The organism is Streptomyces sp. Y2F8-2 (assembly GCF_014905555.1).
In the GTDB taxonomy this organism is placed as follows: domain Bacteria; phylum Actinomycetota; class Actinomycetes; order Streptomycetales; family Streptomycetaceae; genus Streptomyces; species Streptomyces cynarae.
The window spans coordinates 860146-876234 of the sequence record NZ_BNGS01000001.1; the positions used below are offsets into that span (position 1 = coordinate 860146).

Sequence of the window (16089 nt, forward strand, 5' to 3'; positions counted from 1 at the left end):
CCGGCCCACCCTCTCCTCACGTCGCGCCACGGTCGCTCCTCCCCCGCCGTCCGGGGGCCGCCCGCACGGGCGACGGCGGCTGCGGGACCGGCGTGAGCCAGCCGCGGGCGGCGGCGAGGACACCTGCCTGGAAGCGGCTGCGAGCTTGCAGGCGTTCGAGGAGGTGCGCGGTGACACGGCGTCCGGTGCGCACCGATATCCCCAGTTTGCGGGCGACGACCTCGTCGGTGTGCCCGGCCGCGAGCAGTTCGAGGACCGCGCGTTCCTGGCCGGTGGGGCGTTCGTCGTCGGCCGGCTCCGGCTCGGGGTCGAGCGGCTCGGAGCGCTGCCACTGCAGCTCGAAGAGGGCGTTCAGGGCGGTGACGGCAGGGCCGCCGTCCAGGACCAGGATGCCCTCGTCCAACTGGTCCGGATCGCGCAGCAGCACTGCGGTGCGGCCGTCGAACAAGGCCATGCGCAACGGCAGTTCGGGCACCGCACGCACCTCGGCACCGCTGCCCCGCAGCCAGCGGGCGTGGGCGAGGGCGTCCCGGTCGCCGGCGAGGCCGGTCACGCACAGGTAGCGGGCACGCAGGCGGCGGCCGACCACTCCCTGCTCCAGCACGCGGGAGGCCTCCGGCGAGCTCTCCAGCCGCGGGCCGCGCGGCGCGAACAGCGCGAACTCGCGCTCGCAGCCGTACGCGTACCGCTCCAGCCGGGAGCGGACCGCGTCCTCGCCGGTGAACTGCCTGACCCCGCTGGGCCCGGTGCCCGGGGCCTCGTCCATGAGCTCGATCAGCATGCGGCTGATTTCGAACCGGGCCTCCGCGACGGCCTTCTGCCGCTCCAGCAGCCGCTGTTCCTGGCGGGCCAGCAGGCGCTGCAGGCTCAGCTCGGGGTCGACGAGCCGCATGCGTCCGGGCCGCTCCTCGGAGGGCCGCAGCAGCGCCAGGCGGATCAGTTCGTCCCACGCGTCCTCGATCCGGTCGGGCGCCCAGCCCAGGATCCCGGCCAGTTCCTGCCGTCCCAGCTGTGGAGTCCTGAGCATGACGCCGTACACGGCTGCGGCGTCCGGGCCCAGTCCGAGTTCGTCAAGCATCGTCGGTTCCTCGTCGGGGGGTGGGTCGGATCGGAGGGTCGGCGGAGGGGAGGGGACGCGCGAGGGACGCGGTCCGGCGGTGTGCGACCGCGGGGGTGCGGCAGTTGCACGCGTGGTGCGCCGTCGGGCGCTCCGGCGGGTGGGCGGACCGCACTTCCCGGTGTCCGTCGGGGACTCTTCGGCCGGGCGTCATCCGGCCCGGCCGTCCAGGCTGCGGGCCAGGTCGAGCCAGGCCTCGGCGCACTGCCGGGCCAGGCCGGCGGCGATGCCGGTGCAGTGCGGCGGCACGCTGTCGACGAGCTGGCGGCGACGCTCGGTGGGGACGGCATGGGTGGCCATCAGCCGCAGCAGGTAGCGGCCGTTCTCGGTGAGCCGTACCGACGGGTCGCGGCTGAGCACCCGCAGCAGCTCGTCCCGCTCCTCGGCCGCCGGGCGTCCGGCCGCGCCGCGTCCGCCGCGGGTCCGCGCCGGGCGGCCCGCGCGTCCGGTGTCCTCGTCGGCTCCCTCGGTCCCGTCGACCGGCCGGTCCACCCCGGCCGGCTTGGCGGCCCGCCGCTCCCGCTGCCCGGGGGGCACGGGGTCCTCGCCCCGCAGCACCCGCTGGCGTACGTCCCTGACCGTGCCCGGCGAGATGCCGACCGCGGCCGCGACGACGCGCAGGGACGCCTCGGGGTGCGCCGCGATGAACGCGCCGGCCTGGCGGCGGGCCTCGGCGGTGCTCAGCGGGCGGACCCGCCCGTCGCGGCCCACGCGGACCGCGGCCTGCGGTTCCGGGCCCTCCATGCGCTGGCGGATCGCGCACACGGTGCGGGCGGACAGGCCGACCACCGAGGCGATGGCCCGGTCGGACCACTGGGGATGGGTGCGCAGGATGCGGTGGGCGGCCGCGGTGCGGTCGGCCGTGGACAGCGGCAGGCCGTGTTTGACGTTCAACTCGACGGCGAGCACGAAGGCGTCGTGCTCCGACCCGTCGAAGAACCGCACCGGCAGCCGTTCCTCGCCGCGCAGGCGCGCGGCGCGCAGCCGGTGCATGCCGTCGACGACCCGCATCGTCGCGCGGTGCACGATGACGGGCGGCAGGGTCGCCCCGGACCCGGCGAGCGTCCGTGCGTGCGCCGCGTCCTCCCCGCCCAGCCGCGGGGACGCGGCCGGGAGCAGCGAGTCGATCGGGACGAGCTCCACGGGGGAGAGTCGGTTGTGGTGCGCGGCCTCGGGATCGGCCGTGTCCAGGAACAGGGCCGCGGAGTCCGCGAGGCTGAGCGGTAACCCGCCGCCCGGGGATCCGATGGTCAGGGCGCTCCCCTGGGCGGCGGTCCCGGTCTCCCGGATCGGTGCGCCTGTGTCGGTGGAGTCGGTGCTGCTCACGTGGCTGTCCCCCCGGTCGGGTCGGTCGTGCGGGGTCGCATCCGAGGAGGCGTACGGAGCCGGGCGCGAGCTGCGGTCCCGGCCGGTGACAGATGTGTGGCGTTCCGCATGGTGCGTGTCCCCCTTCGGGGCGGCGGGGCCGTTCGGGGTTCGGGCCGTCCGCCAAGTCCCCGCTTCAAGCATAATACCTTCGCGAAGGAATTTTATTGGAGCCGAGTGGCGCCCGGCAGGCGCGCGGCGAGTTCCGGGGCGTCCCCGACGATGACCGGGTGGCCCACCTCGGTGAGCATCGCCAGGTCCGAGACGTGGTCGCCGTAGGCGAAGCAGTTCCGCGGGTCGGCCCCGGGGTACCGGTCCAGCAGCCGCCGGACCAGTCGCCGCTTGCCCTCCCCGATCACCGGCCCGTCCCGAAGTTCGCCGGTCAGCACCCCGCCGCGCTCCTCCGGGCGGGCGCACAGCAGGTGCCGGGCGCCGACCGCTTCGGCCACGGGGTCGAGGAGCGCCGGGAACGACCCGGAGACGAGCGCGACGACGGCGCCCTCGGCGCGGTGCGCGTCCAGGGCCGCGCGGGTGCCGGGGACGAAGAACCCGGTCCGGCGCGACCGTTCGCGATACCAGCGGCGCCCCGCCTCCGCGACGGCGGCGGCGCTCTCACCGGCCCAGGCCCGGTAGTACCGGCGGTTCGCCTCCTCGCGGGACACCCCGGCGCCCGCCATCGCGGCGAGTCCGGCGGCGAGGCGCCGGGCGTGCCGGACGCCCCGTGCGCCGTACCGCTCACCCCAGTAGAAACCCAGGAAATCGATGAGGCTCTTGCAGGCGACGAGCGTCTCGTCCACGTCACTGAACACCACCACCCGCACGGCGACGGCACCGTCCGGCCGCTCCCGCCCGGTGGACCCGAGCGGACCGGACGGCACCGGGCAGGGGGCGGGTCCGCACGGGGGCGGAGACACCGGTGCGCCGTGGGGCGGCGCAGCGGCCGCCGACTCCCTCGTCCCGTTCACGCCGCCGGCGCGGGCCTGCCCGACGACGGTCCGCGGGGCCGCGTGCGAGTGTCCGCCGCGCGCCAGGGCTCGCGTGCCCGTTGCCCGTTCGACCGTCTTCGCGGCAGCTCCGCCCGCACGGCCCTCGACCGCCGCCACCGCCGGCGTCCGCTCCCCCGTGGCCATGCCCTCGTCACCTGCCCTCGGCCGCCGGAGCCGCCGTGCCGACGCGGGCATAGGCCTCCGCCGCGGGGCCGAGCCGCAGGGCGGCGTGCCCGGCGGCGGTGTGCACATCGCGCCAGGCGCGCTGGAAGTCGCCCGTGGCGTCGCTGCCGTGCGAGCCGCCGGTGCGGAAGAGGCGGTCCACGGCTGCCACCACGAGTTCGGCTCCGACCGCGGCGTCCCGCTGGCCGTGCGCGACCGCACCCTCGGCCCGAGGGTCCACGTCCGCCCGGCGCGCCACCTCGCGCAACAGCAGCCCGGCGGCGTCGAGTTCGGCGGAGGAGCGGGCGAACGCCTCCCAGACGGGAACGGCTGCGGAGGCCGCGCCCGACGCCGCCTTGCCCAGCACCAGCTCGCTCCACAGCCGCAGGGCCCGCCGGGCGGCGCCCAACGCCACCGCGACCAGCAGGACTCCGCCGACGAGCTGGGCGGGGGCGGCATAGGGGACGGGGCGTCCGGGCGTCGCGTCGCCGCTCATCATCGCGGCCATCTCGAAGGAGCGCCGACGCGGCACGAACACTCCGTCGAGCGCAATCTCGTGACTGCCCGTCCCGCGCAGGCCGACGCTGTTCCAGGAGTCGATGACCTCGACCTCGGCCCGGGGCACGGCGAAGACGAGCGCACGCGCGCCCCCGCCCGCGTCCGCATCCGCCTGCCGTTCCGGCGCGGCCACCAGCACCCAGTCGGCATGGTCCACGCCGCTGGCGAACCGCCATCTGCCGCTCACCCGCCAGCCGTCGGCCTCGGGCTCGGCGCTGCCCGCCGGCGGGATGACCGCCGCCGATATCCGCACGTCGGGCGTTCGGCCCCAGAGGTCCCGTTGCCCCTCCTCGGGCAGGAACGCGGCGAAGCGCCCGTGGCCCGCCCACAGCACCCCGCACCATCCGGCGGAGGCGCAGCTCCCGGCGACCTCGACGGTCGCGTCGAACAGCTCGGCGAAGCCGCCCTCGCCGCCGCCCCAGGTCCGGGGCACGAAGTGGCGGGCGAAGCCCGCTTCGGTCAGCGCCCGCGCGGTCCGCGCGGAGATGTGCCGTTCCTGCTCGGCGTCGGCCGCGCCGAGCGAGGCGACCGCGGCGGCCGGGGCCGGAGCGAGCAGCCCGTGCCGCCGAACGTCCGCTGCGATCAGGTCAGTCAGCTCGGTCATCCCTTGAACTCCTCGGATCAATGCGATTGTTTGAGACGGCCCGGACCATGACGAGGGCGTTCGGGCTAGTAAAAATTCCTTCGCGAAGGTATCTTTAGCATGTACCAGCAGCCCTCGGAAGGGAAGAGGGATGACCGGAAAGCAGGCACGGTCACGGCTGACGTACGAACGCGTCCTGGACGCCGCGGCCGAGGAGTTCGCCCGGCAGGGGTACCCGAACACCAATCTGCAGCGGGTCGCGGAACGCACCGGCCTCACCAAGGGCGCCCTGTACGGCCACTTCCCCTCCAAGGAGAAACTGGCCAGGGCCCTGGTCGAGCAGTTCGACGCGGCCCTGAGCACACCGGACCATGACAGGACGGGGGGCGACGACGGCACGCACGCCTCCGGCGGTCCGGACGGTACCGCGCTCGGCAAGCTGCGCTCGCTCACCTTCTCGCTCGCCGACCGCCTCGAGAACGACATCCGCACCGCCGCCGCCCTCCGTCTCGTCATGGACCGCGCCCAGCGGACCGGGGAGCCCCCGACGATGCTGTCCCGGCTGCGGGCGCACGCCGTGGAACTGGTAGTGGAGGCCCAGCGGGAGCGGGACGTCGACCCGGAGCTGCCTGCCGAGCGCGTCGCCAACGTGCTGCTCGCCGTGCTGTTCGGCGCGCACTGCACGGCACCCGTCGTGAACTGGACCAAGCTGCCGGACCGGGTCCGCGAGATGTGGGACCTCCTGGACCCGGCCCTACGCGGACACCGGGCCGAACCCGGCTCCTGACCGTGAGGGCACGCCACCGCCCCGGGCCGACCCGGGGCAGACGGGGCACGGCGGCGGCCGGCGTGCGGGCGGAGGGAGAGGTCACCCTCCGCCCGCACCGCCGCCCCGACGGAACGTCAGCCGGCCTCCACCGACACCGCCACACGACGGGGAACGTCAGCCGACCGCCACCCGCCCCGCCACACGACGGGGAACGTCAGCCGACCGCCACCCGCCCCGCCACACGACGGGGAGCATCAGCCGGCCTCCACCCACACCACCACACGACGGGGAGCATCAGCCGACCGCCACCCACACCACCGCCCGAGGGAACGTCAGTCCGCCTCCGCCACACCGCCACCCGACGGAGCGTCAGCCGTTCTCCGCCCACACCAGGTCCGCCGTGGTGACCACCTTGCCGCACTGCACCGCGTCGACGGTCAGCCGGCGGGTGCCGGCGTCGTGGCGGTCGTCCCGGACGACGAGTGAGACCGGGGCGTCCAGCTCGACGAAGAGGCGGCAGTCGGTGGTGCACGAGACCAGGGAGTACGCGCCGACGTCGGACGAGCCGCCGTTGACGAGCAGATGCCCGAGCTGCCGGAACCCCTCGAGGGACGCCATCATCGGCAGATGGTCGGTGGGGTGGTCGAACAGGATCGCGTGGTCGGTGTCGATCCGCATGCGCCACTCCCCCGCGGCGGACCGCTCCAGCACACAGTCCTTGGCCCGCAACCGGCCCGTCCCGGTGGGCGGCACCGTCTCCCACTCCGCCCCGCCGGGCCCCGTCCGCACCGCGTCGCTCGTCAGTGAGACCGGGCTCGCGTAGGGGGTGCTGCGGGACCGCAGAACCTGATAAGTCCGTTCGTCCAGTGCGATGAAGCGGATCCCGGCCCGCCCGCAGACCTTCCCGTCCACGGTCAGCTCCGCCTCCAGGCGCAGTCCGTGACGGCGCGGCGGCCGATGCCCCACGCGCACGCAGCGGACGTCCAGCACCACGGAGTGCGGCACCCCGCGCACGCGCAGGGGCGCCGGATCCGTGATCTCGAAGTCCATGTCGTAGGCCACGAACCGGTAGCCGAGAGGCACGTCGTAGTACTCGTGGGAGAGGTAGACCAACGACTGCCGAAGCGTTTCTGCAATGAGCAGAGGATCCGTGCGGCCCAGCGGATCCGGGTAGTACAGCGCATGGTCCCTGGGCCACTGCGCGGCGACCAGGAAGTGGTCCTCCCCGATCGGTGCCGTGTCGGTGAGAAAGACCTCGGCCATGGCCGCACGGTGCACCAGGGTGCGCGGCACCGGCCTGAGATGATCGAGGCGCTGCACGAAGTCGGCACTCCACGCACCGCCGGGCACGACGGGCGCTTCGCACGTCGAGGTGCGGACGTCCGGCTCACCGCCCCGGTCGGTCACGGTCTCGGCTCTCGGAGCGGTCGCCTCCGCGGCTAAGACGTCAAACATTGATGCATCCTCCACTCAGTCACGATGGAACGATGTACGGATCGCTGCGATGACGGAGCGGGGGCAAGAACCCATCCCCCCGGGGCGAGAAAATATACCTTCGAGAAGGAATATTGCAATGCCTGCCGCTCTCCCCGACGATGGTCGGCATACCAAGGAGCAATGAACGTGAAGAGGAGCACTGTGGGAGCAGAAGACAAGCCCACGCGCCGACCCTCGCCCAGGGCAGCCAGGCCGCGCGAGCTCAAGCAGGAGCGCGCCGTCCGCACCCGTCAGCAGGTGCTGGACGCGGCCGCCGCCGCCTTCGCGGAACGGGGCTTTCCGGCCGTGACCATGCTCGACATCGCCGAGATCGCGGGCATGACGAAGGGCGCCGTCTACTTCCACTACGCCAACAAGGAAGCCCTGGCCACCGCGGTGAGCGAGGAGTTCTACCGCCGTCTTCCCCTGATCGCCGAGGAGGTGGGCAAGGCCGGGCTGCCTCCCCTTCAGGCGGTGGCCGAGCTCCTCAACCGCACGGCGCTGGCCTTCCGCGACGACACGATGATCCAGGCCGGGGCACGGCTGCAGATCGAGTCGGCGTCCATCAACGCCTCGCTTCCCGAGCCGTTCGTCGGATACACCGAGTCGGTCACGCAGCTGCTCGACCGGGCCCGGAGCGCGGGCGACCTGCCGTCGCACAGCGCCCCGGACGCTCTGGGCCGGGTGCTCGTAGCGGCGTTCTTCGGGGCGCAGCACATCTCGTGGCGGCTCGACCAGCGGGCCGATCTCGTGACGCGCGTGCGGGAGATCATCGACGCCGTGCTGCCCATGGCGACCTCCGCGGCCGGCAAGGTCTGACACCGCCGAGCTGACACCTGGTCCCTTCCCGCACCGGACCACCCCCGGAGACCTGACCACCCCCGGACGGCCCGACGACCGCCGCCACGCCGCTGCGGCGGCCGTCGGGAGGCCCGGCGGCGGTCACATCAGCGGATGTGCAGGCTGTCGAGGTACGACCGCACGTTGCGGCGGGTCTCGGTCACGCTGTCGCCGCCGAACTTCTCCGCCACCGCGTCCGCCAGCACCAGGGCGACCATCGCCTCGGCGACGATGCCGGCCGCCGGCACCGCGCACACGTCCGAGCGCTGGTGATGGGCCTTGGCCGCCTCGCCGGTGGCCACGTCGACGGTGGCCAGCGCCCGCGGCACGGTGGCGATCGGCTTCATCGCCGCCCGCACGCGCAGCGGTTCACCCGTGGACAGACCGCCCTCGGTGCCCCCGGAACGGCCGGTGGCACGCCTGATCCCGCCACCCGTCCGCACGATCTCGTCGTGCGCCTCGGACCCCGGCACCCGCGCCAGCCCGAACCCGTCGCCGACCTCGACCCCCTTGATCGCCTGGATGCCCATCAGCGCGGCGGCCAGCCGTGCGTCAAGCCGCCGGTCCCAGTGCACGTGCGAGCCCAGCCCGACCGGCACGCCGTACGCGAGGACCTCGACCACACCGCCGAGCGTGTCACCGTCCTTGTGCGCCTGGTCGATCTCCGCGACCATCGCCTTCGACGCGTCCGCGTCCAGACACCGCACCGGATCCGCGTCCAGCCTCGCCACGTCGGCCGGGGTCGGGTGGACGCCGTACGGGGCCTTGGCGCTCGCCAACTCGACGACGTGCGAGACGATCTCGATCCCGGCGGTCTCCTTCAGGTACGAGCGGACCACCGCGCCCAGCGCCACGCGGGCCGCCGTCTCGCGGGCCGAGGCACGTTCCAGGATCGGCCGGGCCTCGTCGAAGCCGTATTTCTGCATCCCCGCCAGGTCGGCGTGACCGGGCCTGGGCCGGGTCAGGGGCGCATTGCGCGCGAGGCCCTCGAGGATCGCCGGGTCCACGGGGTCGGCCGACATGACCTGTTCCCACTTGGGCCACTCGGTGTTGCCGACCATGATCGCGACCGGTGAGCCGAGGGTGAGCCCGTGCCGTACACCGCCCAGGAAGGTGACCTCGTCACGCTCGAACTTCATGCGCGCGCCGCGTCCATGGCCCAGCCGCCGCCTCGCCAGGTGGTCCGCCACCATCCCGGTGGTGATCGGCACGCCGGCGGGAAGCCCCTCCAGCGTCGCGACCAGCGCGGGACCGTGGGACTCCCCCGCCGTCAGCCAGCGCAGCCTGCCCGCCGTCGCGCCGCTCATGCCGCCTCCCGCCGACCGGTCAGGGGCGCCGCCGCCCACGACGTGGCGGCGGCCGACCAGGGCTCGCCGCGCCGCAGTGCCACGGGAGCGGTGACCGTCCGTTCCGCGTCGCGCGGGGCCGACTGCCGCCGGGACAGCGCCGCCCCGAGCACGAGCGCCAGCGCGGCGACCTCCTCCGCCGTGGGCTCTCCCCTGACGACCCGCCAGGCCCCGGCGGCCAGCAGGTCGGGCGCGCGAAACCCCTCGCTGCGGGCGCTCATTGGGGCTGGTTCCCATGCTTCCGGCCGGGCAGGGGGACGTGTTTCTCGCGCAGCATGGCCAGCACTCCAATCAGTGCGGAACGGGTGTCCGCAGGGTCGATGACGTCGTCGACGAGGCCGCGTTCGGCCGCGTAGTAGGGATGCATCAATGCGCGCCGGTACTCCTCGACGCGCTGCCGACGGGTGACCTCCGGGTCCTCGGAGGCGAGCCCACCAAGGGCGCGCCGGTCTTCTCCGCCAGGTCCATGAGTCTGTGGATCTTCTGGGCGTGGGCCTCGCCGAGGGCGCCGCCGAACATGCGGAAGTCATGGGCGTACGCGAAGACCGTACGGCCGTGGACGGTGCCCCAGCCGGTGACGACGCCCTCCGTGTACGGCCTCTTGTGCTCCAGGCCGAAGCCGCTCGCGCGGTGCCGGCGGAAGGGTTCGGTCTCCGTGAACGTGCCCTTGTCGAAGAGGAGCACGAGCCGCTCGCGCGCGGTGAGCTTGCCCTTCGCGTGCTGTGCGGCCGTGGCCTCGGAGCCCGGTCCGGCGTGCACCTGCTCGCGCAGGGCGGCCAGCGCGGCCGCCTTGGCGCGGGCGTCCCCCGGCTCGGTCATCTGCACGCCCCCCTCCGGAATCGGGACCGGCCGCTCCCGGCCGCACCCTGGCCTCAGCTGGACATCTGCCATGGTGGACGCCCGCCCTAGCCGGAGCCTTGCAGGGATCTGTACCGGCGGCCTCAGTCCCGAGGCTCACCGCTCCCGCGTCGACGCGATCCTGCGCGCCCACGGCTTCGAGGGCTGACCGGCGCGCCTGACGGACCGTCGAGGACTGAGGGGAACCGTCCCGGGAGCGCCGCCCGGGGCATTGGGGTGATGCCCGCGGCGCCTCCGTTTGACAGGAACCGGAAATGTCAACTGGTTCCCCGTCGACGCACGCCCCGGAATTCCATGGGCCCGGTACCGAGAGGGAACCTGATGGCGAGGAGGAAACGAATCCCCTTCCGTTGGATTCGCATCTGGGCCACCGCGGGCATCGCCTTTCCCATGACGCTCGCCATCACCTCGGCGCCGTCGGCCGCGAGCACTCCTCACATCCGTCCCGCCGACGACGAAAAGCCGGAATGCCGGCTCAGCACAGGGCCTTTTCAACGGCAGGTGGAGATGTATCTGGGTCTGCGCCAGGACGGAGAGCAGTCTGCGGAGGACTGCGCGGCCATCCAACAGATGCAGCAGAAGTACGAGATCGACCCGGCGGACGGGTATGCCGGCCTCATCAGCTATCGAGCCGCGAGCGTGACCTGGGCCGCGGCCCACAAGAAGTCCCTCACCGGATGCCCCAAGGCGGCGAAAATCGTGGTCTGCGTGGACCAGAACCGTCAGTTGCTGTGGGTGCGGAAGAACAAGAAGATCGTCTTCGGGCCTGTCCCGGCGCGTACCGGCCGTCCGGGTTACCTCACCCGCAATGGCCCGCACAAGATCTACCGGCGCGTGAAGGACTTCTATTCGACGCAGTTTCCCGGCCCCATGCCGTACAGCCAGTTCTTCGACCGCGGCGAGGCCCTCCACGCGAGCTACCGGCCCATTTTCGAGGACCCGGGATCGCACGGGTGCGTGAATCTGCGGTACGACGACGCCAAGGTGCTCTGGTCTCTGCTCCGCATCAGTGACAGCGTCTACCTCTGGGGCACCAGGAAGGGAGAGTAGTCGCACGGCGAATTCCCGGGCGGCCGTCCACAGGGCCACCGGGCCGCGGTACCCCGTCCGATAAGGTGCCCCCCGTTGATCAAAGGGGGCTGACATGCGGCTTCGCTGTGCCGTGCTCGACGACTTCCAGCAGATCGCGACAACCGTCGCGGACTGGTCACCGATCGGGGACCGGGTGGAGGTGGTGTCCTTCGCCGAGCACTTCGACGACGAGGAGGCCCTGGCCACGGCGCTGGCGGAGTTCGACATCGTGGTCACGCTGCGCGAGCGCGTGCCGTTCCCGGGCTCGTTGTTCGCCCGGCTGCCCAGACTGCACCTGCTCGTCGCCTCCGGCATGCGCAACAGCGTCATCGACTACGCCGCCGCGGAGGCGCACGGGGTGACCGTCTGCGGCACGGAGAGCTCCGGCACACCGCCCGTCGAGCTGACCTGGGCCCTGCTGCTCGGGCTCGCGCGCGGCATCGTCGAGGAGAGCAACGCCCTGCGGCACGGCGGCCCTTGGCAGAGCACCGTGGGCGCGGACCTGCACGGACGGCGGCTCGGACTCCTCGGTCTCGGCAGGATCGGCAGCCGGGTGGCGCGGGTCGGGCTCGCGTTCGGAATGGAGGTCGCCGCCTGGAGCGAGAACCTCACGAAGGAGCGCGCGGACGAGGTCGGGGTGGAACTCGCCGGGTCCAAGGAGGAGTTGCTCGCGACAAGCGACTTCGTCTCGGTGCACCTCGCGCTCGGTGACCGCACCCGCCACCTGGTCGGCGCCCGTGAACTGGCGCTCATGAAGCCGACCGCCTACCTCGTCAACACCTCACGTGCCGCCATCGTCGACCAGGACGCCCTGCTCGCGGCCCTGCACGAGGGCCGTATCGCGGGCGCGGCCGTCGACGTGTTCGACGTGGAGCCGCTTCCGGCCGACCACCCGATGCGCACCGCCCCGCGCCTGCTCGCCACCCCCCATCTGGGCTACGTCTCGCGCGACAACTACGCGACGTACTACGGCCAGGCCGTGGAGGACATCCAGGCACACCTGGACGGGAAGCCGGTGCGCCGCCTCGGCTGACCGGCGGCCGCGGAGCCTCAGCCGCGCAGGCTGAGGGCCGGCACCAGGACGTGCGCGGCCGTGGTCAGCGTCTCCTCGGCGCCCGCGAACGCCGCCAGCCGCTCCGGCTCGACGGGCCTGCCGGGCGCGGCCTCGGGCCAGGGGCGGGTGGCGAACAGGAAGTGGGCGTGGCCGCGTGCGCGGAGGGCGGCGAGCCACTGGGGCGGCACGGCGCACTGGGCGTTCAGATACGGCATGGTGACGACGGCCTGGCCCGCCTCGACCAGCAGCGTCACGGGCAGGCCGGGGCGCTGGGTGCCGTCGATGAGCTGATCGCCCGGGTAGAGCCCGTTGGTGCGCAGCAGCGCCTCGACGGCGGCCGCCGAGCCCTCCGGACCGCTCTCCCCGTCGCCGAGGGAGTAGGCGAGCAGGTAGGGCATGTCCCCGCCGGGGGCCTCGCCACTCCAGGCCAGGACGACGAGCGTGCCGAGGTCGGCGGCGCGGAAGGGGCGCGTTGCGCTGGAAGTTGTGGTCACCGCGGAACCGTATCGACGGCCCGGCGGCCCAGCGGACGGTTTCTCGCCCGACCGGGGGATGCGCACGGCGGCGACCACACGAACGAGGGACCCGGACGGCCAGGGCCTGTCTTTCGGATCAGGTCGGCTGCGAGGGAGGGTCCCTCGCAACACAAGGGTCCCTCGCAATACACCTAGCGGCCCCGGAGCGGGAGGCCGCCGAGCAGCCGGGTGGGGCCGGCCTGCCGGTTGAGGGCGGCCGCCGCGCCGTTCACAGTGCTCAGCACCGAGTGCTTGTTCTCGGTGTCCAGGGTGTCGGACTGGTGGGCGATGGGGCGGACGTCGAGGGTCTTCTGGGTGGTGACGGTCTGCAGCGCACCGTTGAGGCTGGTGGGCGTCAGGTCGGAGGCGTCGTCGGCGAAGGCGGGTGCGGCGACACCGGTGACGACCAGGGACCCGGCGACGACGGCGACGGCCTTGAGGGACTTCATCCGTGTTCCTTTCTTCGGCGACCGAAGTCACCGGAGCTTCGGTGACCGAAGTCACCGGAGGGGACGGTTCGTCCTGGCTAACGAGCCCCCGACCCGACGGAAACCCTTAGGGCCTCTCGTTTGGATCAGGCCGGTTCAGCGCTTGGGCGGGTACGGCATGGCCGAGACCGTGCGCTGCGGCGGGTCCGTGGGCGTGCCGGCCGGCGCGAGCTTCGAGCCGGACGTCGGAGACGACGTCGGCGTGGTCGTGGGGCTGGGCTTGGCAGTGGCGCTCCCGCTCGGCTTCGGCATCATCGACGGCGGGAGGCTGGGCATGCTCGGCAGGCTGGGAAGGGGCGGCATGGTCACCCCGCCGGCCACGGAGGCGACGAGGACGCTGATGAGCTTGTTGAGCACGGCCGTGGCCGCGGGCAGTACCTGACCGCCGTTGCCGGACGTGGTCGCGGCGGCCAGTTCGTCGACCGCCTTGCGCAGAGCAGCGAGCGCGTCGCCCTGCACGTCGTTGCGCGACGGTATGGGCAGGGTCGGCGCCGGGGTGGGCGGGGCGATCTTGGAGATGGCGTCCTGCGCGGCCCTGCTGAGCTTGGCCGCCTCGTTGGCGGGCAGCCGGTGGTTGTCCGCCGTGAGCGCGGCCTTGACGAGCTCGGAGACCGGCGCGACGGCACGGTCGACTTCGGTGAGCTGCTGGACCCGGGGCAGGAGCACCTCCGGACCGGGCAGCGGGGCGGAGGCGTGGGTACGGCCACGGGGCGCGTCGTGGTCGGCCGCCACCGCGGCGGGGCCGGTGATGCCGAGCAGCAAGGCGGCGCAGACAGCGGCGGAAGCAAGGCGGCGGTTGGACAGAGCAGGCATGAGTGGTCCCCTTCGTGGTCGGTGAGGGTGCTTGTGCTCACCGTGGAAGGAGCCGTCATGGCCTGCAACAGATCGGCCGCCCGCAGTAGCGTCCGCGGCCCGTCTGGCACCACGTTTCCGCTGGTGAGAGGCCATAGGAACGGGTTGGCGACGGCGCCACCCGTTCGGTGCAACGCCGAACGGGCGCAATGACGCCAACCGGCCGTCCCCCCGAGGGGGGAACGGCCGGCGCAAGGGTCCGCTGTCGGGCGTCAGCCGTTGGCGCAGGTGTTGCCGAACGCCGGGTTCAGCAGGCCGACGACGTCGATCGTGTTCCCGCACACGTTGACCGGAACGTGAATCGGGACCTGCACGACGTTGCCCGACAGAACGCCCGGAGAGTTGTCGGCGGCGGCGCTTGCGCCGCTGTCGGCGGCGGCGATGCCGGCGGTGCCCGCCACGGCCGCGGCGGCAACGGAGGTCAGGGCAAGGCCCTTCGCGATACGCGACATGGAGAGGTGCTCCTTGGGGATCGTCACAACAGCCGGGCGGAATGCCCGACGTTGAGTCAACTGCGATGCACCCGCCCGGGTTGCGCCTCCGATGGGGTGATCTCCGGAATTGCCGTGCTTCACCCTTCCGGGACACTTGACCGGTTTCCGTGTGTCGATGCCGAAGATGCGGCCGCCGTGCTCGCCGACGGCCGCCGTGGTGTTCAGCCCGGAGTACGCCGACTCACGGGTCGTCGGGGGCCGGCCGGGCCGAGCGATACGGACGGAGCCCTCGAAGCCCGGCGGGACCGTGGCCGCGCCGATGGGGGTCTCCAGGCGGCTGCGCGGGCCGGCGAGCGCGAGCCGGATCCCCCGGTAGCCGATCACACCGGGGCGCAGGCGGGGGTGCGGCCGCGCGAGCACGGTTTCCCAACTCCCGCCCGGCCGCGCGCACTTCGCGCCACCGTCCCGCGCTCGCCGTACGTCCTCCCGGGACACCCGGAAACCGCCCGTAATGCCCACCCGCCACAGCCTCCGGAAGTCCACCGGCCCTCGATTTCCCGAAACCACGTCAAGGTGTCATCCGAATGTCTGGACAAAACATTGACAGGGCTCCCCGGCGCGGCTAGACCTGGGGGACAGCCGAAGCGAAGGGAACCCGATGCAGGCCTACGACCTGATCACCATGGGCCGGATCGGCGTGGACCTCTATCCACTGCAGACCGGGGTGCCCCTGCAGCAGGTCACGTCCTTCGGGAAGTTCCTGGGCGGTTCGGCGACGAACGTCGCGGTCGCCGCAGCCCGGCTCGGCCGGCGTACGGCGGTGATCACGCGCACGGGCGACGACCCCTTCGGCGCCTACCTCCACGAGGCGCTGCGCGGCTTCGGCGTCGACGACCGCTGGGTCACAGCGGTGGCCGGGCTGCCGACACCGGTCACGTTCTGCGAGATCTTCCCGCCGGACGACTTCCCGCTGTACTTCTACCGGCAGCCCAAGGCGCCGGACCTGGAGATCGACGCGCACGAGCTGGACCTGGACGCGATCCGCGCCGCGCGCGTCTTCTGGATCACGGGCACGGGCCTGTGCGAGGAGCCCAGCCGCACCGCCACGCTCGCGGCGCTCGCCCACCGCGCCGAGGCCGGAACGACGGTCTTCGACCTCGACTGGCGGCCCATGTTCTGGCGTGATCCGGACACCGCGCGCCCGTTCTACGCCGATGCCCTGCGCCACACCACCGTCGCGGTCGGCAACGTCGACGAGGTGGAGATCGCCACCGGTGAGCGCGATCCGCACGCCGCCGCACGCGCCCTGCTGGACGCCGGTGTCGAGCTGGCCGTGGTCAAACAGGGACCCAAGGGCGTCCTCGCGGTCAGCAGCACGGGCGAGTCGGCCGAGGTGCCGCCGCTCCCGGTGAAGGTCCTCAACGGCCTCGGCGCGGGCGACGCCTTCGGCGGGTCGCTGTGCCACGGGCTGCTGGCCGGCTGGGACCTGGAGCGGATCATGCGGTACGGCAACGCGGCGGGCGCCATCGTCGCCTCCCGCCTGGAGTGCTCCTCCGCGATGCCCACGGCCGACGAGGTGGAGGCGGCGATCACGGCGGGAGCGGTGCTGTGACCG

Annotated in this window: 17 protein-coding genes and 1 pseudogene; 5 read left to right on the plus strand and 13 right to left on the minus strand. The window is 73.1% G+C overall.

Features of this window, described 5'->3' with window-relative positions; all coding sequences use genetic code 11:
• Positions 1-16: 16 nt before the first annotated feature.
• The 4 genes from SY2F82_RS03850 to SY2F82_RS03865 all read right to left on the minus strand — a co-directional run bounded on the left by SY2F82_RS03850 (position 17) and on the right by SY2F82_RS03865 (position 4792).
• On the minus strand, positions 17-1078 hold the full coding sequence (locus SY2F82_RS03850; RefSeq protein ID WP_200417473.1) for a LuxR C-terminal-related transcriptional regulator: 1062 nt from the start codon (positions 1076-1078) through the stop codon (positions 17-19).
• A 189-nt stretch (positions 1079-1267) separates the two neighbouring features.
• Positions 1268-2443, minus strand: a complete 1176-nt coding sequence (locus SY2F82_RS03855; RefSeq protein ID WP_236041096.1) for a ParB N-terminal domain-containing protein — start codon at positions 2441-2443, stop codon at positions 1268-1270.
• Positions 2444-2646: 203 nt separating this feature from the next.
• Complete coding sequence (locus tag SY2F82_RS03860; protein ID WP_200417475.1) at positions 2647-3612, minus strand: HAD family phosphatase; 966 nt, start codon at positions 3610-3612, stop codon at positions 2647-2649.
• A gap of 7 nt (positions 3613-3619) precedes the next feature.
• Positions 3620-4792, minus strand: coding sequence for an oxidoreductase (locus SY2F82_RS03865; RefSeq protein WP_200417476.1), 1173 nt, complete (start codon positions 4790-4792; stop codon positions 3620-3622).
• A 130-nt stretch (positions 4793-4922) separates the two neighbouring features.
• Between SY2F82_RS03865 and SY2F82_RS03870 the strand changes: the two genes are divergently transcribed.
• Positions 4923-5558 (plus strand): TetR/AcrR family transcriptional regulator, encoded by a 636-nt coding sequence (locus SY2F82_RS03870; RefSeq protein WP_200417477.1) that lies wholly within the window; start codon positions 4923-4925, stop codon positions 5556-5558.
• A gap of 351 nt (positions 5559-5909) precedes the next feature.
• On the opposite strand, the gene SY2F82_RS03875 is transcribed toward SY2F82_RS03870, so the two are convergent.
• Entirely contained in the window at positions 5910-6995 is a 1086-nt protein-coding gene (locus SY2F82_RS03875) for a ScbA/BarX family gamma-butyrolactone biosynthesis protein (RefSeq protein WP_200417478.1), read from the minus strand.
• 162 nt (positions 6996-7157) lie between these two features.
• Here SY2F82_RS03875 and SY2F82_RS03880 point away from each other — a divergent pair, with 162 nt between their 5' ends.
• On the plus strand, positions 7158-7835 hold the full coding sequence (locus SY2F82_RS03880) for a ScbR family autoregulator-binding transcription factor (protein WP_200417479.1): 678 nt from the start codon (positions 7158-7160) through the stop codon (positions 7833-7835).
• Positions 7836-7963: 128 nt separating this feature from the next.
• On the opposite strand, the gene aroC is transcribed toward SY2F82_RS03880, so the two are convergent.
• From aroC to SY2F82_RS03900, 4 genes and pseudogenes are all read right to left on the minus strand, one after another.
• Positions 7964-9163, minus strand: coding sequence for a chorismate synthase (aroC, locus tag SY2F82_RS03885; RefSeq protein WP_200417480.1), 1200 nt, complete (start codon positions 9161-9163; stop codon positions 7964-7966).
• The gene (locus tag SY2F82_RS03890) at positions 9160-9423 is read right to left on the minus strand and encodes a hypothetical protein (protein ID WP_200417481.1); all 264 of its coding nucleotides are present in this window, start codon (positions 9421-9423) and stop codon (positions 9160-9162) included. Before SY2F82_RS03890 ends, aroC begins: the two co-directional genes overlap by 4 nt.
• The gene (locus SY2F82_RS03895; RefSeq protein ID WP_236041100.1) at positions 9420-9572 is read right to left on the minus strand and encodes a carboxyl transferase domain-containing protein; all 153 of its coding nucleotides are present in this window, start codon (positions 9570-9572) and stop codon (positions 9420-9422) included. The genes SY2F82_RS03890 and SY2F82_RS03895 overlap by 4 nt, the downstream gene beginning before the upstream one ends.
• 62 nt (positions 9573-9634) lie before the next feature.
• Positions 9635-10021 (minus strand): annotated as a pseudogene (locus SY2F82_RS03900) (carboxyl transferase domain-containing protein); the annotation flags it as partial.
• A gap of 429 nt (positions 10022-10450) precedes the next feature.
• Here SY2F82_RS03900 and SY2F82_RS03905 point away from each other — a divergent pair.
• On the plus strand, positions 10451-11110 hold the full coding sequence (locus SY2F82_RS03905; RefSeq protein ID WP_200417482.1) for a L,D-transpeptidase: 660 nt from the start codon (positions 10451-10453) through the stop codon (positions 11108-11110).
• Positions 11111-11204: 94 nt separating this feature from the next.
• Positions 11205-12164: a D-2-hydroxyacid dehydrogenase family protein gene (locus tag SY2F82_RS03910; RefSeq protein WP_200417483.1), complete on the plus strand. Its 960-nt coding sequence runs from the start codon at positions 11205-11207 to the stop codon at positions 12162-12164.
• Between the two features lie 17 nt (positions 12165-12181).
• Here SY2F82_RS03910 and SY2F82_RS03915 read toward each other — a convergent pair whose 3' ends face one another.
• The 4 genes from SY2F82_RS03915 to chpG form a co-directional block, all read right to left on the minus strand.
• On the minus strand, positions 12182-12679 hold the full coding sequence (locus SY2F82_RS03915; RefSeq protein WP_200417484.1) for a DUF5949 family protein: 498 nt from the start codon (positions 12677-12679) through the stop codon (positions 12182-12184).
• Positions 12680-12852: 173 nt separating this feature from the next.
• The gene (locus tag SY2F82_RS03920) at positions 12853-13149 is read right to left on the minus strand and encodes a hypothetical protein (RefSeq protein WP_200417485.1); all 297 of its coding nucleotides are present in this window, start codon (positions 13147-13149) and stop codon (positions 12853-12855) included.
• Positions 13150-13284: 135 nt separating this feature from the next.
• Complete coding sequence (locus SY2F82_RS03925) at positions 13285-14001, minus strand: hypothetical protein (protein ID WP_200417486.1); 717 nt, start codon at positions 13999-14001, stop codon at positions 13285-13287.
• A 251-nt stretch (positions 14002-14252) separates the two neighbouring features.
• Positions 14253-14492: a chaplin ChpG gene (gene chpG, locus SY2F82_RS03930; protein WP_181138935.1), complete on the minus strand. Its 240-nt coding sequence runs from the start codon at positions 14490-14492 to the stop codon at positions 14253-14255.
• 640 nt (positions 14493-15132) lie between these two features.
• On the opposite strand from chpG, the gene iolC reads away from it, so the two are divergent.
• Positions 15133-16086 (plus strand): 5-dehydro-2-deoxygluconokinase, encoded by a 954-nt coding sequence (iolC, locus tag SY2F82_RS03935; protein WP_200417487.1) that lies wholly within the window; start codon positions 15133-15135, stop codon positions 16084-16086.
• Positions 16087-16089 lie beyond the last annotated feature (3 nt).